20 protein-coding genes are annotated in these 21385 nt (G+C 63.6%); 13 read left to right on the top strand and 7 right to left on the bottom strand.

Annotated elements, in window-relative coordinates:
* Positions 1 to 273: 273 nt before the first annotated feature.
* The 5 genes from JQ621_RS12410 to JQ621_RS12390 all read left to right on the top strand — a co-directional run bounded on the left by JQ621_RS12410 (position 274) and on the right by JQ621_RS12390 (position 4147).
* Positions 274 to 1572, top strand: coding sequence for an MFS transporter (locus JQ621_RS12410; protein WP_212234979.1), 1299 nt, complete (start codon positions 274 to 276; stop codon positions 1570 to 1572).
* Positions 1573 to 1593: 21 nt separating this feature from the next.
* A complete protein-coding gene (locus tag JQ621_RS12405) occupies positions 1594 to 2667 on the top strand; it encodes a tartrate dehydrogenase (RefSeq protein ID WP_212234978.1) in 1074 nt (357 codons plus the stop codon).
* Between the two features lie 336 nt (positions 2668 to 3003).
* Positions 3004 to 3459, top strand: coding sequence for an Hsp20 family protein (locus tag JQ621_RS12400; protein WP_212234977.1), 456 nt, complete (start codon positions 3004 to 3006; stop codon positions 3457 to 3459).
* A 120-nt stretch (positions 3460 to 3579) separates the two neighbouring features.
* Positions 3580 to 3900 carry a hypothetical protein gene (locus JQ621_RS12395; RefSeq protein WP_212234976.1) on the top strand — a complete coding sequence of 107 codons (321 nt, stop codon included), beginning with the start codon at positions 3580 to 3582 and terminating at the stop codon, positions 3898 to 3900.
* Positions 3901 to 3928: 28 nt separating this feature from the next.
* Complete coding sequence (locus tag JQ621_RS12390) at positions 3929 to 4147, top strand: hypothetical protein (RefSeq protein ID WP_212234975.1); 219 nt, start codon at positions 3929 to 3931, stop codon at positions 4145 to 4147.
* Between the two features lie 366 nt (positions 4148 to 4513).
* Here JQ621_RS12390 and JQ621_RS12385 read toward each other — a convergent pair whose 3' ends face one another.
* Both JQ621_RS12385 and JQ621_RS12380 read right to left on the bottom strand, forming a co-directional pair.
* Positions 4514 to 5449, bottom strand: a complete 936-nt coding sequence (locus JQ621_RS12385) for a LysM domain-containing protein (protein ID WP_212234974.1) — start codon at positions 5447 to 5449, stop codon at positions 4514 to 4516.
* 162 nt (positions 5450 to 5611) lie between these two features.
* A complete protein-coding gene (locus tag JQ621_RS12380) occupies positions 5612 to 6229 on the bottom strand; it encodes a CGNR zinc finger domain-containing protein (protein ID WP_212234973.1) in 618 nt (205 codons plus the stop codon).
* Between the two features lie 126 nt (positions 6230 to 6355).
* On the opposite strand from JQ621_RS12380, the gene JQ621_RS12375 reads away from it, so the two are divergent.
* Positions 6356 to 7207, top strand: coding sequence for an alpha/beta fold hydrolase (locus tag JQ621_RS12375; protein ID WP_212234972.1), 852 nt, complete (start codon positions 6356 to 6358; stop codon positions 7205 to 7207).
* A 21-nt stretch (positions 7208 to 7228) separates the two neighbouring features.
* Here JQ621_RS12375 and JQ621_RS12370 read toward each other — a convergent pair whose 3' ends face one another.
* Positions 7229 to 8218: a zinc-binding metallopeptidase family protein gene (locus JQ621_RS12370; RefSeq protein WP_212234971.1), complete on the bottom strand. Its 990-nt coding sequence runs from the start codon at positions 8216 to 8218 to the stop codon at positions 7229 to 7231.
* A 357-nt stretch (positions 8219 to 8575) separates the two neighbouring features.
* Here JQ621_RS12370 and JQ621_RS12365 point away from each other — a divergent pair, with 357 nt between their 5' ends.
* On the top strand, positions 8576 to 8968 hold the full coding sequence (locus JQ621_RS12365; protein ID WP_212234970.1) for a PRC-barrel domain-containing protein: 393 nt from the start codon (positions 8576 to 8578) through the stop codon (positions 8966 to 8968).
* A 149-nt stretch (positions 8969 to 9117) separates the two neighbouring features.
* Here JQ621_RS12365 and JQ621_RS12360 read toward each other — a convergent pair whose 3' ends face one another.
* Positions 9118 to 9834 carry a hypothetical protein gene (locus tag JQ621_RS12360; protein ID WP_212234969.1) on the bottom strand — a complete coding sequence of 239 codons (717 nt, stop codon included), beginning with the start codon at positions 9832 to 9834 and terminating at the stop codon, positions 9118 to 9120.
* A gap of 282 nt (positions 9835 to 10116) precedes the next feature.
* Between JQ621_RS12360 and JQ621_RS12355 the strand changes: the two genes are divergently transcribed.
* From JQ621_RS12355 to JQ621_RS12345, 3 genes are all read left to right on the top strand, one after another.
* Positions 10117 to 11040: an ABC transporter ATP-binding protein gene (locus tag JQ621_RS12355; protein WP_212234968.1), complete on the top strand. Its 924-nt coding sequence runs from the start codon at positions 10117 to 10119 to the stop codon at positions 11038 to 11040.
* Complete coding sequence (locus JQ621_RS12350) at positions 11037 to 11798, top strand: ABC transporter permease (protein WP_212234967.1); 762 nt, start codon at positions 11037 to 11039, stop codon at positions 11796 to 11798. The genes JQ621_RS12355 and JQ621_RS12350 overlap by 4 nt, the downstream gene beginning before the upstream one ends.
* 136 nt (positions 11799 to 11934) lie before the next feature.
* Positions 11935 to 12969: a hypothetical protein gene (locus JQ621_RS12345; RefSeq protein ID WP_212234966.1), complete on the top strand. Its 1035-nt coding sequence runs from the start codon at positions 11935 to 11937 to the stop codon at positions 12967 to 12969.
* Between the two features lie 27 nt (positions 12970 to 12996).
* Here the strand turns inward: JQ621_RS12345 and JQ621_RS35440 are convergent, their stop codons facing one another.
* The gene (locus JQ621_RS35440; protein WP_249125195.1) at positions 12997 to 13320 is read right to left on the bottom strand and encodes a hypothetical protein; all 324 of its coding nucleotides are present in this window, start codon (positions 13318 to 13320) and stop codon (positions 12997 to 12999) included.
* Between the two features lie 358 nt (positions 13321 to 13678).
* Here JQ621_RS35440 and JQ621_RS12335 point away from each other — a divergent pair, with 358 nt between their 5' ends.
* Entirely contained in the window at positions 13679 to 14470 is a 792-nt protein-coding gene (locus JQ621_RS12335; protein WP_212234964.1) for a L,D-transpeptidase, read from the top strand.
* Between the two features lie 2 nt (positions 14471 to 14472).
* Here the strand turns inward: JQ621_RS12335 and JQ621_RS12330 are convergent, their stop codons facing one another.
* Together JQ621_RS12330 and JQ621_RS12325 are read right to left on the bottom strand one after the other, a co-directional pair.
* Positions 14473 to 15738, bottom strand: coding sequence for a hypothetical protein (locus JQ621_RS12330; protein WP_212234963.1), 1266 nt, complete (start codon positions 15736 to 15738; stop codon positions 14473 to 14475).
* 52 nt (positions 15739 to 15790) lie between these two features.
* On the bottom strand, positions 15791 to 18982 hold the full coding sequence (locus tag JQ621_RS12325) for a CHAT domain-containing tetratricopeptide repeat protein (RefSeq protein WP_212234962.1): 3192 nt from the start codon (positions 18980 to 18982) through the stop codon (positions 15791 to 15793).
* A gap of 338 nt (positions 18983 to 19320) precedes the next feature.
* Here JQ621_RS12325 and JQ621_RS12320 point away from each other — a divergent pair, with 338 nt between their 5' ends.
* Both JQ621_RS12320 and JQ621_RS12315 read left to right on the top strand, forming a co-directional pair.
* Positions 19321 to 20178 (top strand): alpha/beta fold hydrolase, encoded by an 858-nt coding sequence (locus tag JQ621_RS12320; RefSeq protein WP_212234961.1) that lies wholly within the window; start codon positions 19321 to 19323, stop codon positions 20176 to 20178.
* 193 nt (positions 20179 to 20371) lie between these two features.
* A complete protein-coding gene (locus JQ621_RS12315; RefSeq protein ID WP_249125193.1) occupies positions 20372 to 21307 on the top strand; it encodes a glycerophosphodiester phosphodiesterase in 936 nt (311 codons plus the stop codon).
* Positions 21308 to 21385 lie beyond the last annotated feature (78 nt).

Below are 21385 nucleotides of genomic sequence, written 5' to 3'. Positions count from 1 at the left end.
TCTCGTCTTACACGGGTCGTCATGCCCGGGGCTTGTCCCGGGCATCCACGTTCTTTGGGGCGCAGAGAAAGACGTGGATGGCCGGGACGAGCCCGGCCATGACGCTGTGGATGCTTCAGCGCGCCCAAAGGCTGACCTCGCATGTCGATTGCCCGTCCCCGTCCGACAGGATTGTATCATTTTTTTGTATAAACCAGCGCCAATTGAGTCCGCCTCCCGTGCCCGAATAGGCTTGTTGCCGAACAACGAAAATCGGAACTTCGGGAGGCCAGGGTGGCGAGCGAGATTGAGACGCGCGTGCTGCGCAAGATCAGCTGGCGCATCGTTCCCTTCATCATGCTGCTCTACTTCGTGGCGTTCATCGACCGCGTCAACATCGGCTTTGCGTCGCTGACGATGAACAAGGACATCGGCCTGTCGTCGACCGTCTACGGTTTGGGCTCCGGTATCTTCTTCTGGGGCTATTTCCTGTTCGAGGTGCCCTCCAACATCATCCTGCACAAGGTCGGCGCGCGGATCTGGATCGCGCGGGTGATGATCACCTGGGGCCTGGTGTCGGCGGCGATGGCGTTGGTACAAGGCGCGACCAGCTTCTACATCCTGCGTTTCCTGCTCGGCGTCGCGGAAGCCGGCTTCTTTCCCGGCATCATCCTCTACCTCTCCTACTGGTTCCCGGCACGCCAGCGCGCCGCCGTGACCGCGCTGTTCATGGCGGCCGCGCCGCTCTCCACCGTGCTGGGCTCGCCGGTTTCCGGCGCGCTGCTGGAGATGGATGGCCTGTTCGGCTTCAAGGGCTGGCAATGGCTGTTCGTGCTGGAAGCGATTCCGGCCGTGCTGCTCGGCTTCGTCGTGCTGGCGTTCCTGACCGACCGACCCGAGAAGGCCAAATGGCTGGCCGAGGATGAGCGCCGCTGGCTGGTCGAGACCATGAATGAGGAGACCACCAGCAAGGCCGCGACTGCGAGCCACAGCATCTGGCGCGGGTTAGCCGATCCGCGCGTGCTGGCGTTGTCGCTGATCTATTTCGGCACCTCAGCCGGTCTCTACACGCTTGGCGTCTGGGCACCGCAGATCATCAAGCAGTTCGGTCTGTCCTCATTCCAGGTCGGCTTCCTGAATGCGCTGCCGGCCACGGCTGCCGTCGTTGCGATGGTGCTGTGGGCACGGCATTCCGATCGCACCGGCGAGCGGACCTGGCACGTCGTGATCGCCTGCCTCATCGCAGCTGCGGGCCTTGCCTATGCCGGACTTGCGGGCAGCGTCATTGCCGTGCTGATCGCGCTGGCGCTCGTGAACGTCGGGATCTCCTCGGCAAAGCCGCCGCTGTGGAGCATGCCGACCATGTTCCTGTCCGGCTCGGCCGCCGCCGCAGGCATCGCCACCATCAACTCGATCGGCAATCTCGGCGGCTTTGTCGGTCCCGCCATGATCGGCTGGATCAAGGACCAGACCGGCAGCTTTGTCGGCGGGCTTTACTTCGTAGCCGGACTGCTCGTTCTCTCGGCGCTGCTGACCCTGCTATTGTCGCGCGCGCAGTCCGTGCCCGCCGAACCCGTCCCGCAATCCCACTGAACTCTCAAACGGAGCCTTTCCATGCGTACCCATTCGATTGCAGCCATTCCGGCCGACGGCATCGGCCCCGAGGTCATCTCGGCCGGCGTCCGCGTGCTGGAGGCTCTCGCAAAGCGCAGCGGCGACATCGCCTTCAACGTCACGACCTTCGACTGGGGCTCGGACTACTACAAGAAACACGGCGTGATGATGCCGGCCGACGGCCTTGCTGAGCTGAAGAAGTTCGACGCGATCTATTTCGGCGCCGTTGGCGCGCCTGACGTGCCCGACCACATCACGCTGTGGGGCCTGCGCCTGCCGATCTGCCAGGGCTTCGACCAATACGCCAATGTGCGGCCGACCAAGATTCTGCCCGGTGTTGCCTCGCCGCTGCGCAATGTCGGCGTCGGCGATCTCGACTGGGTGATCGTGCGCGAGAATTCGGAAGGCGAATATGCCGGCATGGGCGGCCGCGCGCATAGGGGCCTGCCGGAAGAGGTCGGAACGGAAGTTGCGGTCTTCACCCGCGTCGGCGTCACACGCATCATGCGCTATGCATTCCAGCTCGCGCAGTCGCGCCCGCGCAAGTTCCTGACCGTGGTGACCAAGTCGAATGCGCAGCGCCACGGCATGGTGATGTGGGACGAAATTGCCGCTGAAGTCGCGGCCGAATTCCCCGATGTGACCTGGGACAAGATGCTGGTCGATGCGATGACCGTGCGCATGACGCTGCATCCGAAGAGCCTCGACACCATCGTCGCGACCAACCTCCACGCCGACATTCTTTCCGATCTTGCCGGCGCGCTTGCCGGCAGCCTCGGCGTCGCGCCGACGGGCAACATCGATCCGCAGCGCCGCTTCCCCTCCATGTTCGAGCCGATCCACGGCTCGGCCTTCGACATCACCGGCAAGGGCATCGCCAACCCGGTCGCGACGTTCTGGACCGGCGCGCAGATGCTCGAGCATCTCGGCGAGAAGGACGCGGCTGCGCGGCTGATGAAGGCCGTCGAGAGTGTCTGCGCGGCCGGCGTTCTGACGCCCGACGTCGGCGGCAAGGCGACGACGAAGGAAGTGACGGACGCCGTAATCGACGCCATCCACGGCTCGAACCTGTAAGCGACCGGTCGGCAAGAGCGGCGCCACGACGGCGCCTCCGATGACGATGCCGGCCATAGAGGGCGCCTGACATTGCCGGCAGGCGCCCCCTGCGCCGCGTCCGGAGTTCGGCCGGGAGTTCATAGGCCTTGGCGCTCTCGGAGACGTCGACGGCCGGCGCGGCCGGGACCTCAAAAATTTGCGTCTCCCCTCTTGAAACCAAAACCGCGTTTTTTTATTTCTCGGCTGCTGCCGAGAGGTAGCACCCCGATGCCTGATGGGTCGGGACAGACTGAGACGGGCACCGGTCGTGTCCGGTGCCGCTCGTATCCATTTTGCTCCATGGAGGATATGGCTATGCGCACCTACGACTTCTCTCCCCTCTGGCGTTCGACCATTGGATTCGATCGCCTCTTCGACCTTGTTGAATCGGCACAACGTGCCAACGAGGACAATTATCCCCCTTACAACATCGAACGCGTCGGCGAGGATCGCTATCAGATCTCACTCGCGCTTGCTGGCTTTTCTCCCGCCGAGATCTCGGTGACGGCCGAACAGAATGCGGTCATCGTCGAGGGAAGCAAGCCGGACGAAGCCAAATGCGAATACCTCTACCGGGGCATTTCCGCCCGGCCTTTCAAGCGGCAGTTCAACCTGGCGGACTATGTTCAGGTGCGAGGCGCCGCATTCGAGGATGGCTTGCTCAAGATCGAGCTGATCCGGGAAATTCCTGAAGCCATGAAGCCCAGGCGAATTGCGATCTCCGGCGCGCCGGCCGGCTCTCTCCATCAACTCGAGGGGAAGGCTGCCTAAATCCCGACTGCCGGTGGCGCATCTTGCTCTCGCTCAATTCGGGGCGAGAGCAGCCGTCGTCCGCGAACTCGCATGCAATATCAGCAAGAGGTTTCAGCGAAAGGAGAAGGAGGACCTCTCATGATCGATCGTACCGACAACATCGTCGACCTGAACGCAATATTGCACCCCAGCTCCGTCTACGATCATCCCCGCGATGTTGTCGCGGATCCGACGCTGTCGATCGGTACGAAGCGCGCAATTCTCGCCTCGTGGGCATCGGACGCGGCCAGCGCCACATCGAACCCGGCGCTGAGAGAACTCGCTGGATCGGACAAGACCGTCACGATCGACGAGATCCTCGAAGCACTGGCGGCGCTCGACCATCATCCGAAAGGCCCTCCGGGCGGCACGTCGGTTCGCACGCGATCCGTCTCGCGAACCGGCCTCGCAGCAGCCTAGGCAACAATAGGCCGACGGGATCACGACCATGATTGATGAAAAGCTGGCCTTGTTGCGCGCGCACCGCAACAATATCAGCCGCTACCAGCGGCTGCTCAACACCGAGCTCACCGATTTCGAACGGCGCTTCATCGAGAGACGCCTGTCTGAAGAGCGCGCGGCGATCGAGAATGTGGCCGCTTCCACCTTTCCGGTTGCCTTTCAGACTCCAAACAGGGCGACTGAGAGCTCAACCGCGCTCCTGTGAGCGAGCAGTCACAGCTGATCGAGATGACTGATACTTTTTCCACATTCGAGATGTTCGTGAACCGATGCGGACGCAGGACGTGGCGTTGGCGCGTTTGTACGACCGAAGGACGCCTAGTCATGCACGGCTTTGAAAGGGGCCGGCCGGCGGCTAAATATGCGGCTGAACGGGCGCTGTTTTTGTCGCTTCTCGCCGCAGCCTTGAGGTCGGCCAGCCAGGCTTCCGGACCGGGCTCGCACTCTGTCGGTCAGACGGCGCCGCCAAAATGGCCACCACGACATCGAATGCCTGAATGAAAAGCACAAGGCCGGGATCGGCATTCTGCGTCAGGCGATTGCTATCCTGGCCATTCCAGCCGCTACATCCTCATCGTCGGCCCGGTGGAGGGGCCATTGCCGCGACCGGCTCAGGCGGCGTCAAGTGCCGCGGGACAACGATGGACTGGCCAGGCGTGAGCGTTGCGTTTTCCGTAAGCGAATTACTTTGAGCGATTGTCCAGACCGGCACGCGATGGGTCGCTGCGATGCTCTCCATGGTGTCGCCGGCACGCACCGGTATGCGCACGCCGCTGTCCCACAATTCGACCAACGTGTCTCCGGGGACCTGGTAACGCAGCGGCACTGCGTCGGCCTGGGTCTGCAGCTGGATGCGCGGAAGCTGCGTCACCATCTCGACGATCTGGCGGTGGATGTCGTCCGACTTTTCGATGTTGATATGCGAGACGCGGCTGTTCAGTTTCAGGTCGTAGCTTGCGTAATGGCCGCGAAAACCGGGTACGGCCACCACGTCGCCGCCGCCAAGCACGCTGTCGGAGAGGAAGATGTTGATGAAGCGTTCGACGTTGAGCGGCACGTCGTCGGTCGCATGGGCAGGATCGATGGCGACGACGAGGCTGATCGGAACGTTCTCCTTGGCCGCCATCTCGGAAATGAGGACCGAGCACAGCCCGCCCATGGAATGGCCGATCAGCACGATCGGCGCCGGCGATTCCTTGTAGCTGGCGATAGCCCGGTTGCCGATGAAGCGGCAGATGGTGAATTCGTAGACGTCGGCCGAGAAGCCGGCCTTGGTCAGCTTCTCGCTAAGCCGGTCCATGCCGGTCGAGAAGATCGGCCCCATCGCGCCGCGAAACAGATAGATCTTCGGCGGCGGCAACGGCTCGGCCGGCGGCGCAGGAGGCGGCGGCGCGACAGCTGGCGCTACGGCCGGCTTCGGCTTGGCAGGCGAGGCTGCAGCCAGACCGGGGTTCAAGGCGAGCAGCGCGACCGCTGCCAACACCACAAGTCGCCTTTGATCAATCATCAAGTCCCGCAGTCCCGCCACGGGGGCAACCGGCCCCATTCCGGCGCTTAGTGACCCCCGATTGGGCGGAATTTGGGGCACGGAGGCGACGAATTGCCCCGGTCAAGCCCGGGTCGCCATATCCTCACCTCTTGCCACGTTGTGGACTCCGAGTCGATCCGGCTACTGCTTGCTCTTGAGCCGGTTGCGGTGTGCGGCCTGCTTGGCGCGATTTCCGCACACCGCCATGATGCACCATCGCCGCGCGCGCCGGCGGGTGTGGTCGGCGAACAGCATCGTGCAGTTATGGCCCTCACATGCCTTCACGTCGGAGAAGTCCTCCTCGCAGACGAACTTGGCCATCGCTTCAGCAACCGGCAGCAACAAAGCTTCCGGCGATCGCCAGCGCCGCTTCACCTGAAGCGACAGCGCACGGCCATCATGATGTCCGGGCTCGATCCGACTGAATGTCTCGTCGCGCTCAAGCAGACCATTCAACGGACCAAGCTCTCCGAGTGCCGCCGCCGTCAGCGGACGGCCCGCATGCTTGCTTACGAAGGCCCTGAACCATTCGCGCAACGCCCGTGCCTGATCCGCGACCTTGTCCAGTTCGCCCGACGTCGCCCGCGCCTTCATCCCGCGCAGCTCATCCGCCGGCACCAGCTTCGCCTGGGCGAGCCAGTCGATCAGGCCATCGCCGTCGTCGAGCCAGTCGACGGGGGTATCGACCGGCGTCGCGACGGAGTTGAGGAAATCGAGGCCGGGCGAGTCTGCGATGAACGGAGCGGGTGGTTTTTCCATAAACGGTCTCTGAAGGGTCCGAGGCCAACATGGCTTAGTAACCTCTAAAATAGCATTTGACAAGTTACGCACAGAGACGTAACCCTATTTTTGTCTTTTAACAGGTTACTCTTTATGGAGACGGTCATGACCCCGACCACCTACTGCACCGCTGATGTCGATGGCTTCAAGGTGTTCTATCGCGAGGCCGGTCGCGCCGGTGCGCCGAAGCTTCTGCTGCTACACGGCTTTCCGAGCGCGGGGCACATGTTCCGCGACCTCATTCCGCTGCTCGCCGACAAGTTTCACATCGTCGCGCCCGACCTTCCCGGTTTCGGCCAATCCGACATGCCTCCACGCGAAACCTTCCGTTACACCTTCGACAACATCGCGCGCGTGATCGAGCGCTTCACCGAGGTGATCGGCTTCGACCGCTTTGCGACCTACGTCTTCGACTACGGCGCGCCGACAGGCTTCCGGTTGGCGCTCAGCCATCCCGAACGCATCGCGGCCATCATCTCGCAGAACGGCAACGCCTATGAGGAGGGGCTGAGCGACGATTGGGGTCCGATCAGAACCTATTGGCAGGATCCATCACCGACCAATCGCGAGGCATTGCGCGCCATGCAGACGCCGGAGGCGACACGCTGGCAGTACACGCACGGCGTTCCCGATACGGCGCTGGTCTCACCGGACGGTCAGAACCTCGACAATTTCTATCTGGCGCGGCCGGGCTCCGACGAGGTGCAGCTCGATCTGATCGGCGACTACAAGAGCAACGTTGCGCTCTATCCTGCCTTCCAGGCCTATTTCCGCGAGCACAAGCCGCCTCTCCTCGCGATCTGGGGCAAGAACGATCCGTTCTTCATTCCGCCCGGCGCGGAAGCGTACAAGCGGGACAATCCGAACGCGGTCGTGAAGTTCCTCGACACCGGACATTTCGCGCTGGAGACGCATGCAACGGAGATCGCGGACGCCATCCGCGCTTTCCTGGCCTAGCGAGAACTGCCCGCTGCCGCGCTACGCCGCGAGCTTCCGTTGATCGCGAAACGCGCTGATCGCCATGTGGACGAGATGCAGCTTGCCCTTGACCGCCGGCGAGATGTCGAACGGATAGGCGTCGCTCATGCCAAGCGACCGGTTGAGTTCGTTGATGCCGCGGGACAGCGGCATCCACAACGCCAGCAGCGCCTCGAAGTCGCTCTCGAAATACGGATCGGTCAAGGTCTGCCGGGCCCGCTCGTCCAGGGACAGAGGCAATCCGGCCAACGAGTCGAGCGTCGCGACGATGTGGAGAAAATGCGCGAAGGTCTCCGCCCAATCTTCCCAGGGATGCGACGTCGCGTATTCACTGATGAAGCCGCGCGGGTCGTATGAACGATCGGTCCGACCGTAATACGAGCTGATCGCGGCCTGATAATCCTGCGTCTCGTCGCCGAAGATCAGCCTGAACGGCGCCTGGAAAGCGGTGCCGTTGACGAGCAGGTCCCAGTAGAAATGGCCGATCTCGTGCCGGAAATGCCCGAGCAGGGTGCGGTAAGGCTCCCGGAATGCGACGCGACGAGCCTCGCGCTCGACGTCGTCAGCTTCCGCGAGATTGAGCGTGATCACCCCCGCAAGATGCCCCGTCAGGATCGGATTGGCCTCGTCGGAGAGAATGTCGAATGCCACCCGCGCGCCGCTGCGCGATACGAGCGGGAGTTGCAGGCGGCGGAGGTCGTAGAGAAGGCGGCGCTTGGCTTCCTCCATGCGCCGCCAGAGCATGATGTTTCTCGTGCTGCCGAGGTCAGGGGTCGTGCGCGTCAGGCTGCAGGATCTGCAATACCAATCCACAGCCTCGACACACCAGTTACAGCCGATGATCTCCCGATTGCGGCAGGCCTGGTTCAACCCGAGTTTTCTCATGTCGATGCATGACGCGTCGAACACCAGCGGGGTGCCACAATTCGCGCATGCGACGTGCTCGAACAAAACGGGCTGTCGGCACGACGGACACTGAAATTCTTTCACGTACTGCAGTCCTGAACCAACGGTGCACCGGAAAACGGGCTATGCCTTCGCGGAGCCCTTGGCGCTTATAGCGGAAAGCAGAGCACGCTGGATACGGAGTGCGTGCTGCCGCAACAAGCCGGCCCGCGTCGCATTCAAACGGATCGATCGCGGCTGCGACGTTTCGGCTGGCGCAGTTTCGGCAATCGGTTGGGCCGCCCACACGCGTTCGGGCTGGACAACCATCGGGCCAATGGCTCGTCTCTTTGTCATGATGTGACAACACCGGATCGTCCGCGAGGTTCCCCACAACGCCTCCGAGGAACCTTTGCTTCAACCACCTGTTGGCATCGCGATTGATTGGTTGAGGAGATCAAAATGAAGAAGCTGGTACTCACATGTGCGCTCGCGTTTGCCGCCGCCACTGCTGCTCATGCAGCAACGACCACGATGAAATCGGGACCGACGGAAAGCTGGACGGTGACCAACTACTACAAGCAGGCCGTCTATGACCCGAAGGAAAGCAAGATCGGCGACGTCGACGACGTGCTCGTTGACAAGTCCGGCAAGATCACGGGGCTTGTACTCGGCGTTGGCGGATTCCTGGGTGCCGGCGAAAAGGACGTCATCGTCCCCTTCAGCGCCGTCAAGACCGCCAAGAAGAACGACAAATGGTGGCTCACCATCGACGAGACGAAGGACACGCTCAAGGAAGCGCCGGGCTTCAAGTACGACAAGGCAAGCACCACCTGGGTGCCCGAGAAGAAATAATTCGTCGCTATCCGGGTACGGATGGGCCAGCCGCTAGCGCGGGCGGCCTTTCCCGCATCCGGCCGCAGCCCGCATGCACAAGGTCATGCCGCCGTCGACAATCAAGCCGGCGGCGGCTCGATCATGTCAGCCCTTACCGGCGTCGGGTCTCAGTTCCGTGCCGGCACAGCCGCCGCCGAGCGCGCAGCTCGCGGGGTGGCGCCAGGCTCGGCCACGGGTCCAGCCGGAGCGCGCGAGCGGGCGATCGCGGCATCGATCTCGGCAATGACGCGGCGCTGGATCGCCTCGTTCTTGTCGATGGTGATGTGGCCGACGCCGCTGCCGCGCACGTCGACATTGTCCAGCTTGCCCCGCAGGCCGGCCGCGGCGCGCACGGGTTCGCCCGGACCGTCGCCGATATAGATGTTGATGTAGCGCTCGGCACCGGTCGACAGCTTGGTCTTGAAGACGGAGTCGAGGCCGATCGCGAGCTTTACGGGAACGCCGAGCTGGTTGAGCTTGGCGATCATGTCAGGCAGCGCGGTTGCACCGGAGGAGTGGCCGACCAGGATGATGGTCTTGAGCCGGCCGGCCCTGTATTCGGTCGCGGCTTCATCGGCGAGCGAGGACCAGGACACGAAGTTCGCGACGGTCACCGGGACGCCCTGCGCCTGGAGCCGGGCGCCGATCGTGTCGAGCCCGAGCGAGAAGATGTTGAGCACGCCGCGGAGCAGGTAGACATGCGTCGTCGCAGCGGCTTGGGTCGGCGCCGCCTTGGCGGTAGTCGGGCTCATGGCAACAGCTGACAGCATGAGCAGGCAGAGCGCCCACACGCGGAGGGCGGGCAACTGGCTTGCGCCGGCGGTGTGACGGCCGTTCGGTCTCATTGATTGTTTCCCTGGGGACAAACGCTTCGCGATTGGGTTGAATCGTAGCCACGGCCTGCTCGCAGACGCAACAAAGAGCGGCGTGATTTGCGATCTTAGACGCAACCCGTGACCATCGGGCAACACCTGCCCGAAAACTACCACTTAAGGGCCCGTTTTGAGACCATTTTTCTCCAGCCGATTGCGGCGGAGCAAGGCCATTCCTATTTCCAGGCTCCGCTGCTTTCCGCCCAAAAGGGTGCGGGTTCCGGCGATTCCCTCCCCCACCCCCATCGGCCACCAATGTCTTCCATCATTTCCGTCGCCAATCTGTCGAAGACCTATGGGTCGGGCTTCAAGGCGCTCAAGAACATCAATCTCGACATCAAGCGCGGCGAGATCTTTGCGCTGCTCGGCCCCAACGGCGCCGGCAAGACCACGCTGATCTCGATCGTCTGCGGCATCGCCAATCCGAGCGAAGGCAAGGTCCTCGTCGGCGGCCAGGATATCCAGACCTCGTACCGCAAGGCGCGCTCGCTGATCGGCCTCGTGCCGCAAGAATTGCACACCGACGCCTTCGAGAGCGTGTGGGCGACCGTGAGCTTCTCCCGCGGCCTGTTCGGCAAGCCGAAGAACCCCGCCCATATCGAGAAGGTTCTGAAGGACCTTTCGCTCTGGGACAAGAAGGACAACAAGATCATCACGCTGTCGGGCGGCATGAAGCGCCGCGTGATGATCGCGAAAGCGCTCTCGCACGAGCCGCAGATCCTGTTCCTGGACGAGCCGACCGCCGGCGTCGACGTCGAGTTGCGCAAGGGCATGTGGGAAGTGGTGCGCGGCCTGCAGCAATCCGGCGTGACCATCATCCTCACCACGCACTACATCGAGGAAGCCGAGGAGATGGCCGACCGCATCGGCGTCATCAACAAGGGTGAGATCGTCCTGGTCGAGGACAAGGCGACCTTGATGCAGAAGCTCGGCAAGAAGCGGCTGACGCTGCATCTGCAGGGCAAGGTCACCTCGCTGCCGGAGAGCCTCAGCCAATACAGGCTCGACCTCTGCGACAATGGCGCGACGCTGGTCTACGACTACGACACCAAGGGCGAGCGCACCGGCATCACCAGCCTGCTCAGCGACCTGCGCAATGCCGGCATCCGCTTCAACGATCTCGACACGACCCAATCGTCGCTCGAGGACATCTTCGTCGACCTCGTGAGGGCGTCATGAACTACCGCGCTGTCCGCGCCATCTATCTGTTCGAAATGGCGCGCACCTGGCGTACGCTGCTGCAAAGCATCGTCTCGCCCGTCGTTTCGACCTCGCTCTATTTCGTGGTTTTCGGGGCTGCGATCGGCTCGCGCATCAGCCAGGTCGAGGGCGTCAGCTACGGCACCTTCATCGTGCCCGGCCTCATCATGCTCTCGGTGCTGACGCAAAGCATCGCCAACGCCTCCTTCGGCATCTACTTCCCGAAATTCACCGGCACGATCTACGAGATCCTGTCGGCGCCCATCTCCTATGTCGAGATCGTGCTGGGCTATGTCGGCGCCGCCGCGACCAAGTCGATCATCCTCGGCTTGATCATTCTTGCCACCGCCGGCCTGTTCGTGCCGCTGCACATCCACCATCCGGTCTGGATGCTGACTTTCCTGGTGCTGACGGCCGTGACGTTCAGCCTGTTCGGCTTCGTCATCGGCATCTGGGCCGATGGCTTCGAGAAGCTGCAGATGATCCCGATGCTGGTGGTGACGCCGCTGACCTTCCTCGGCGGCAGCTTCTACTCCATCGACATGCTGCCGCCCACCTGGCGCACCGTCGCGCTGCTCAACCCGGTCGTCTACCTGATTTCGGGCTTCCGCTGGAGCTTCTATGAGATCGCCGACGTCAGCGTCTCCGTCAGCGTCGGCATGACCGTGGCGTTCCTGGCGATCTGTCTCGCTGTGATCTGGTGGATCTTCCGCACCGGCTATCGGCTGAAGAACTGACGAACGCTCCCCTAGCCCATCCAATTACCTTTCGGCGCCGCCAGCGGCGCCGCGGACCATCTTGCCGAAACGACGGAAAGGGCAAACAATCCCCACCCGATACTGCATTTGTGTTTAACCGATTTGGAGGCCGATCATGTCTCAGGGCATCGCGTGGCCGTTTCCATTCGTGTTTCGTCTTCTCGCTGCGCTTCTGTTGGTTCAGACCTGCTTGACGCTCGGCCCGTGCGCGCCGGCCCATGCGCAACTTGATATCGGGATCGGATCGCGCGGCGGCGATCGCGTGCATGAAGATCGGGGCAGTGAGCGCGACCGCAATATCGGCGCCGGCATCGGGATCGGTATCGAGCTCGGCCGCGCCATCGAGCAAAATTCGAACGTCTCGACCAAGGGCAATCCGAGCGAGCCGAAGCGCTATGGCCGCAAGGACGGCAACGACAAGAAAAAGAAGGACGGCGACAACAAGACCGCCAAGACCGACGACAAGAAGACCGACGACAAGAAGAAAGATACCGGCCAGGCTATGACGGCCATCGACGATTGCTTCCTGATCATCGAATATCCGCCCGGCCAGATCGACGCGCCTGATGGCGCAACCAATACCGACCTCAAGGGCAGCGCGCAGGCGCTCAAGGCCTCGCTGAAAGGTTCAAATAGCGAGCAGACCGTCACCAAGGACAACAAGATTCCCGATGCCCTGAAGAAGCTCACCGAGGGCAACAAATGCTGCAAGCGGATCATGTTCTTCGGGCACGGCTATCAGGACGGCTCGCTCACCGTGCCTTACCCGACCTATGAGGGCGGCGACGGCGACAAGCCCTACCATCTCGGCGGCGACGCCCTGCAGCAGGGCGCGGGCGGCGACGCGTTCAAGGCTTTTGCCAAGCAGGTCAAGGACGCGCTGTGCAAGGATGCCAAGAACGGAAAGCCCGTCGACGGTGCCGAGGTCCGTTTCCACTCCTGCTGGTCCGCCAATAATGTGACGCAGGACCACTCCATTGGCGAGGAATTGTCCAAGACCGGCATCACCACCTGGGGCTATCAGGACGTCGTGAAGTTTCCCTACACCGCGCCGGAGGACGACGACTCCAAGCGTGAGTACAGGCCTCCCGAGTCGAAGGAAACCGGCGAGTTCAAGAAGCTCGACGGTGCCCAAGCGAGCGCCAAATAGCGGCGCTCGCGGCCTGCTCTGGCCTGATTAGCGGTAACAACGGAAGTGGTGGTACCCATCATAGTAACCGCGACAGTGTCGGTGCCCGTGATAGGGGATTCCCAGAATGCCGTCGACAGCGCCGACCGCGCCACCGACACCCGCGCCGACGACGCCGCCGACAGCACCGCCCACGGGACCAGCGATGCGGTTACCCTCGTACGAGCCTTCCTGGGCGCCACGCACGATGCCCTGGGCGTGACCGGCTTGCGGCACGCAAGCCAGGGCAAGAAGGACGGCTGCGCCTGCGAAAAGCAGGCGAACGGGTCGGCCCGCCGGCAACTGCGCGGCGACGATACGAGCTTTGTTCATCTTGAGTCCCCGGAGTAGACGGCGGCGATGGCCGCCAATTGGTAGGCACGTTTGCAACGCCGGGGCGGCCCAATGGTTGCGCCTTTGTGACGAATTGTCGGCGTTTATGAACGCCGGTCCGCTCGCGAAAATGTCAGCACGACCAGCGCCGGCGCGGCACCAAGCGGCCTTGCTTACGCCCGGCATCGCGTTAACGATGGGTGGGCAGGCCGCTGGAACGAAAGCCGGATTGCAGGCATATTGCAGGCCGGGAGACGGAGAGCCGCGGCGTTATTGTTGAGCATGATCTTTTCGGAAAACCGCGACACACTTTTCCGGATCATGCTCTAGCGTGAACAGGCCGGAGGCCAGACGTCAGATGCGTTCCTTTTTCATAGCGTTTACATCCTTGATGCTGTTGAGCGCGGGCACCGCGCAGGCCAAGGTCGACATTACGGTCGACAAGGACAATCAGCAGATGACCGTCGTGGTCGACGGCGTGACGCGCTATCACTGGCCGGTCTCGACCGGCATCCCCTCGCGCGAGACGCCGAACGGCGCCTTCCGCGCCTTCCGCATGGAAGAAGATCACTTCTCGAAGGAATTCGACGACGCGCCGATGCCGCACTCGATCTTCTTCACCAAGGCCGGGCACGCCATTCACGGCACCGACTCGGTGGGGCGATTGGGCACGCCGGCCTCGCATGGCTGCGTGCGGCTGTCGCGCCAGAACGCCTCGACGCTCTACGCGCTGGTGCAGGAGCAAGGCGTGCTCAACACCACGGTGACGCTGACCGGCTCGGCGCAGGTGGCGCTGGCCCGTATGCCGCGCGGCCGCCCGAACAACGCAGTTGCCCGCGCCCAGCAGCCGGCAGACCAGCAATACGCCACCTCAGGCGACCCGGTGAACCTGACGCCGCCAATGCAGCAGCCCGGGCGGCGCTATATGCAGCAGGATGACAACTACATCTATCCTGCTGACGGCAGCGACACCGGCGCTCGCTATCCGGCGCCGCACCCGATCACCCGCCCCTACGGCACGCAGGTCTACCAGCAACTGCCGCAACCGCAGCAGACCTACGACCCGGCCTATAGCCAGCAGCAGGGCTATTACTATCAGCCGCAGCCGCGTCAGTATTATCAGCCGCGCAATTACTACTACCAGAACTGACGCTATTGCTTGAACGCGGCGTCGCCGCGTTCGACGATTTTCCGCGCAGCATCGACGAATGCGCGCGCGACCGGCTCGAGGATCTCGGGCCCGGTCGCGCTGAGATCGTCCGCGGGCGTGTGGAAGGTTTGATGGCGGCCGGCCATGCCGAGAAAATTGGCGTAGCCCGCCGCATGGACGTCGCGCAGCTCACCGACCGCCTGCTTCTCCGTCACCAGACGTTTGGCTGCAACCGAGGCAAAGGCCTCGTCGATCAGCGCGACGGCTGACTTGCTCAGCACGAGATAGCGCTCTTGCTCAGCCCTGACCGTGCGAACGCCTTCCGCAAAGGCGTAGCATGCATTCGACGAACCGAAGTGAATCCAGGCCAGCGTCTCCGTTGGCGGCGGCGCGCCCTCTTTCAAAAACAACTCCATGCCGCCATGGCCGATCTCGTGGCCGGCGGTCGCGATGAAGACGAGATGCGCCGGCCAGTTTTCCGCCGCGGCCGTGCGCGCCAAAGCGAGGAAGTTGGCAATGCCTGGACCGCGCTCGCAGACACAGGAGTACCAGCCGGTCATCGGCGTGGAGACGACGATGGTCGGCCCGCGGCCGACGCCGGCCTCGGCGATAACATTGCGCCCCGACACGTTGCTCTCGTAATGCCCGGTCACATCGAACGTCACCGGCGCGCCCGAGGCGCGCGCACGGTCGAATGTGTCACGCGCCTTGGCGCCGACCACCATCACCGGCACCGGCCAGAGTGCGTCTTCCTGCGTGACGTTGTAGGCAAAGCGATCGTCGGCGGGATTGCCGATCATCAACAGGATGGCGGCGGGCTTTTTTGCCGCGGCTTCGGTGATCGCCGCACGATGCGCCGGGCCGAGATAGGCGCCGCGATCAAACGGCAGATCGACCCAGAGAATCTTGCCGGCGACATCGCCATCCCGGACGAGCGGCGCGGACAGGTGGAAGCCTGCCTTGTCTTGCGGCGGCCACCAGAACGGCGTCGCCTCGACCACCGTGCCGGCCGCCTCCGCGCTCGCCCGCTCCACGACATATTGCCGGCCGAGCACAACGGGCTGGAACCTGATCGCGTAGCCGGCCCCGGACAGCTCGCCTGCAATCCAGTCAGCCGTGGCGCGATCGCCTGATGAGCCGAAGCGGTGCAGGCCGAACGAGGCGTAGCGTGCCACATCGGCATAGAGGCTCGCGCCCGACAACACGTCCTTAGCTGCCGCCTGTCCAACCATCAGAGCCGCCATCGTTGCGATGAGAACAAGACGCATATGAATCGCTCCCGGTCTTTTTCGGAGCAGTTTCGGCTTTCCTCGGCCCCCGTCAACCGCCCTCGCCGACCAGCACGAACGGCGCCCAGACGGCCGGATCGGCATTGCGGGGCGACGAGCGGTCCGCAATCAAGGCCCTCATCGAGCGCCGCAGCGCTTCGGCGCGGCCGATGCCGGGATGCGCGGTGAGTTCGGAGAAGGCGCCCGTGGTCAGGCGCACGGCCGCGTCTGAATCGACCGGCCAGTGCGAAACCAGCAGCGCGCGTGCGCCGGCATAGAAGAAGGCGCGCGCGAGCCCCGACAGGCCTTCTGCGCCCGGCGTATCGCCCGCGGCGGTGTTGCAGGCCGACAGCACGGCCCAGTCGGCATCGAGCTTGAGTTTTGCGACGCGGCTTGCGGTCAGCAGACCATCGTCGTCATCTGTCGGCTTGTCAGGCAATGTCAGTACGAGCGCAGGTTCGCTGAGACCATTGACCTCGCCGGCGACGAGACCATGGGTGGCGAAATCGACGACGCGGTATTGGTCCAGCGGCAGCTGGTTGACGTTGGTCACGGTCGCGGCCGCCCCAAGCTTGACGTCGTCCTGCGGCGACGCACCGAGCGCCGTCGCCACGGCCCGGAGCTCGCCCGCCGTCTCCGGCAGCGCCGGCAGGCCGGTGCGCAGACGCTCGAGATCGACCGCGGAGCCCGCATAGTAGTTCTGGTAGGGCTGCACGTTGCGCCCTGCGCGCTTGTCGCCGGGCGATTGTTGAAACACGGGATCGCCGAAGCCGATGAACGGCTTTTGCGCCCGCGAGTCCCTGGCAAAGCTGCGCAGCGCGCGCAGGCTGGGCACCGAGGGCAGCACCGTGATGGCGCGCTCGTTGAGCAGCCAGGCTGCCTGCCGGTATCGGTCGACGGATGCCTGGTCCGGCTTTTTCGTCACCAGCACCTGAAACGGCAGGCTGGTCAGCGCCCCCGCCGGGACGATCAGCAGCTTCGGTTTGCCGGCGATATCGGTCTCGATCGGGCCGAACAGGGCGTTGTAGAGCTCGAAAGACGCATCGAGGTCGAACGAGGATTTGGCCGCCTCCGGGTCAGCGAGCCCCTGCCGCAGATGCGCGACACGGGCGCTGATCTCGCGGCTGCCGAGCGCGATCTGGCGTAGCGCACTGGCTTCACGTGTCACCGTGAACGCAAAAGTCTTGTCGCTAAGCGCGACGAACGTCACCAGCGCTTCGTCCGGCTTCAACAGCGATTGAGTTTGCACGATCGACAGTGGCTGCGGATTGGACAATTCGGCATAGGCGGGAAAGCTGCGGTCGAGCTGCGCGGTGACCTCATCGAGCGATTTCTGCGTTTGCGCGGCTTGCGCGCGCAGGCTCGCGATCAGCGTGTCGTTGCGCTTTCCATCCGCCTGCCCAAGTTCCGAGGTGATGCGCTTGCCGAGCGTCTCGAGGCTCGCTCTCAGATCCTGCTGCCGCCGGACCAAACCCGCGATCGCATCGTTACCGGCGCCGAAGCGAGCTGCCATCTGCGCCAGCGCGGCGCCTGCCCTGGTCTCATGCGCCCGCTGCGCAGCGCCGAAGGCTTCGTCCCGCGCCGCCGAGTCAGGCTTTCCGTCAGAGACGCGCCAGATGGCGTCGATCAGCCAGGGGTCGATTTCGGGGAAGCGGATGAACTGGGCACTCTCTTGCGCATTGAGCAGTCCGGCGGCTTGTCGCAGCCGCGCCAGCGCGTCCCGCCACTTGCCCTCGCGACGATCGACATCCGCAAGATTGATCAGAGTTGCGATCGTATCGTGGTGCCGGGGGCCGAGCCTTTCCTGGGCGATCGCAAGCGCGCGATCGAGCCTGCGTCTCGCATCCGGCCAGTTGCCGGTTTTGAGGTCCAGAAAGGCAATGCTGCGCAGGTCCATGACAAGCGTCGGATGCGTCTCGCCGAGAACGCGCTCGTCGATCTCGAGCGAGCGGTCGAGATATGGCGCAGCCTCGTCCATGCGGCCCATCTCCATCAGGGTCTGACCGAGCGAATTCGCCGCCAGCGCTGTCGGACCGCTGCCCTGGCCGAACTTGCGTTCCATGACATCGAGCGAACGCCGATAGAGCGCGATCGCCTGCTCCTTGCGCCCGAGACTGACGTAGCTGCCTGCGAGATTGTGCAGGGCGCGCCCGACGTCGGGACTCTCGTCGCCAAAGGCTTTCTCGTAGATCGCGAGAACGCGCTCCTGCAATCCAGCCGCAGCTTCGACCTTGCCCTGAGCAACATAGACATTGGCGAGATTGTTAAGGCCGATCGCCGTGGTCGGATGGGTCGGACCAAAGGTCCGTTCATAGGCCTGAAGCGTCTGCTGGTAGAGTTTTTCGGCCTCTGCATAGCGACCCTCATGCTCCAGGACAGTTGCAAGATTGCCCATGGTGCCCGCGACGTTCAGATGCGCTTCACCGTTCCGCGCCTGCCCGATCGCGAGCGAGCGGCGCATGGTCGCCTCTGCATCAGACAGTCGTCCGGCACTCAAATAGAGGTTGCCGAGATCGTTGAGCATCTTGTCGTAGTTCGGCGCTGCTTCGGCGTTCTTGCCAAAGCTACGGTCAAACAGGGCGAGCGCCTGCTTCAGCATGCGCTCGCCGTCATCGAAGCGACCGAGGAGGCCGTAGACGTCGCCGAGATCATCCATGGCGCCGGCAACGTCGAAGGGTTCCGAATTGACGGCTTGCAGGCCGGCGAGCGCCCGCTCGTAGTATCCGGCGGCCTCCGTGAAATTCTCCTTGTCACGCGCGAGCCCGCCCAGCGCCGACAAGGTGCCGGAGAGGCGGGCATCGTTGGCACCGAATGCACGGGTGCCAAGTGCGAGCGCCCGCTCGGCGACCGTGGCCGCATCCGCCCGGCGCTCGAGCATCCCCAGCGATGCGACCAGAATGTTCGAGGTGCGCAGCGTCGAGGCGACGTCGTTGTTGCGGAGCTTGATGGCAAGCGCGGCATTGAGCTTGTCGGCGGCTTCTCCGAAGCGGCCCAGATTGTGCAGGAACATGCCTTCGTTATGCAGCACGCCGGCATAGTTCATGTTGTCGGCGCCCTGCCGGCGGCGCACCTGGTCCTCCAGCTTCTGCGCGGCCGCCAGCCCCTCGGCCCAACGCCCGCTTTGTGTCGCCGCGTTCATCTGTGCCAGCAGCGAATCGAAATCGCTGCCGCGCTGGGCGGCGGCTGGCTCCGATCCGATGAGGAACGTTAGAAGAAAGGCAGCGAACAGGCGGGCGCGGCTCATGCGAAATTCCCGTCACGCGCGTCGAATTGCAATGATCGCAGGATACGGGCGCCAGCAGCCCCTGTCGACAGCGGGAAGCCAATCCGGCCCGTCCAGGAGGTGACGCCTCGATCGGGCCTCGCCTGCCTGCAAACGGGCAATCCCCCCTCACATTTGCGCGAGGAATCCCGCCCGCGGGCCCCGCCGGTGGAACGCGGTCATCCAGCTGCAAAAAACCAGCAATACGATCGGCGACCATTATTGCTTGAGCATGGACGTTCGGCGGGAAGTTTGCGGCGCCGCCGCATCGGGGCCGGCAGCCCGCCCTGAGGATTTGAACACCGAAAGCGGAGACTATCATGAAGCGAGGCATTGCCGTTTTCGCCTCAGTCGCAGCGCTGATGGCCTTCATTTATTTCGTTGCCGGGAAATGGGCGATTCGTCACAGCACCTTGGAGTTCGCCGACATCCTGCGCGGCGACCGCAACGTCACCGTGGAGGTCTCGGTCCGACGCGACCGCGAGATGGAATCGATCGCGGAAATGATCGATCTTCCCGTCGTGATCCTCAGCCATGGCAACACGGTCAAGCACACCGAGTATTCGTTCCTCACCAACACATTCGCAGCTCGCGGCTATCTGGTCGTCAGCATCCAGCACGATCTTTCGACCGACGATCCGATGGTGACGAAGGCGGGCGAGGAATATGTAGGCCGGCGTTCGCAATACAACCGCGGCATTGCCAACATCCTGTTCACGATCGACGAGCTCAAGAAGATCTATCCGAATGCGGACTACCGCCACTTGACCCTGGTCGGTCATTCCAACGGCGGCGACATCTCGATGTACTTCGCCAAGCTGCATCCGGATCTGGTGAAGAAGGTCGTTACGCTCGACAATCTGCGCGTGCCGTTCGTGACCGACGGCAAGGTCAAGATCCTGTCCTTCCGCTCGAAGGATCCGCAATTCAAGCCAGATCCCGGCGTCGTTCCCGATGACGAAACCTGCGCCAAGGCCGGCATCCAGGTGGTCAGGACCGAATTCCAGCACAATGACCTCAGCGACCGCGGCTCGGACCGGGTCAAGGGCTTCATCGGCAGCGCGCTCGATGACTTCCTCGACGAGCTCGGCGAAGACGACAACCCTTTGAGCCTGCCGCGCCTGGCAAAACCGCGTCCCACCATTGACCGGCTTGCGGCCTCGTTGCCCGACCGCTGAGGGCCCGCGCCACCGCGCATGGGTCTGCCCGCCCGGACGCTGTGCCCTCACCGGGTGGACGGCGCCGCCAATGCCGACTATGGGTCGGCCTTGGCGGCAACAGCCGCCGTCCTCTTGCCCGTTGCGGTTCATGATGTCATTCCGTCCTGCGTTACTGCTCGGCACGATCTGTCTTCTCGCCGCGGGAGGGGCCATGGGTCTCGATTTGGCTTTCGATATCGAGGCGCATCGCGGCGGGCGAGCGCTGTTGCCGGAAAACACCCTGCCGGCCTTTGCCAATGCGCTCACGATGGGCGTGGATACGCTGGAGCTCGATGTCGGCGTGACCGCCGACGGCGAGGTCGTCATCTCGCATGAGCGTGGGCTCAATCCCGATCTCGCGCGGGATGCCGACGGCGCCTACATCGCGGCGCCCGGCACACCCTTCGTCAAGCTAAGGTTCGCCGATGTCAGGAGCTACGACGTCGGGCAAATCCGGCCGGACACCGCCTACGCCAAGCAATTTCCCGACCAGCGCGCCGTGCCGGGGACCCGCATCCCCACGCTGAAGGAGCTGTTCGCACTGGTGCGCAAATCCGGCAACGAACGCGTCCGCTTCAACATCGAGACCAAGATCGATCCGGATCATCCGGATCAATCGCTGGGGCCGCAGGCTTTCGTCACCAAGCTGCTCGGGGTGATCGACGCCGAGGGATTTTCCGACCGCGTCATGATCCAGTCGTTCGACTGGCGGACGCTCCTCCTCGTCCAGCAGCAGGCTCCCAAAATTCCGACCGTGTACCTGACGCTCCAGCGCGGCTCAGCGCCGACCAACGCGCTCGACAAGGCCACCAGTTGGACGGCGGGCTTCAACCCGGCTGATCATGGCGGGTCGCTGCCCCGCACGATCAAGGCTGCGGGCGGGGCGGTGTGGTCGCCCTATTTCGGCGACGTGACTGCGGCGCTTGTCGCGGAAGCTCATACGCTGGGATTGCGCGTCGTGGTCTGGACCGTCAACAAGCCCGACGACATGGCGCGGATGATCGAGTACGGCGTCGACGGCATCATCTCGGACAGACCCGACCTGCTGCGTCAGGTTGCCGGGGAGAAGGGACTTGCGCTGCCGGCAGGGACGCCAGTGGAGCCGTAAGCTATCTTGTAGCCCGGATGGAACGCAGCGAAATCCGGGAATGGTGCCACGTGCCGAACAACCCCGGATTGCGCTGCG

The sequence above is a fragment of the Bradyrhizobium manausense genome (genome assembly GCF_018129685.1).
Classification (GTDB): domain Bacteria; phylum Pseudomonadota; class Alphaproteobacteria; order Rhizobiales; family Xanthobacteraceae; genus Bradyrhizobium; species Bradyrhizobium manausense_D.
This window is presented reverse-complemented; position numbering and strand designations above follow the sequence as displayed.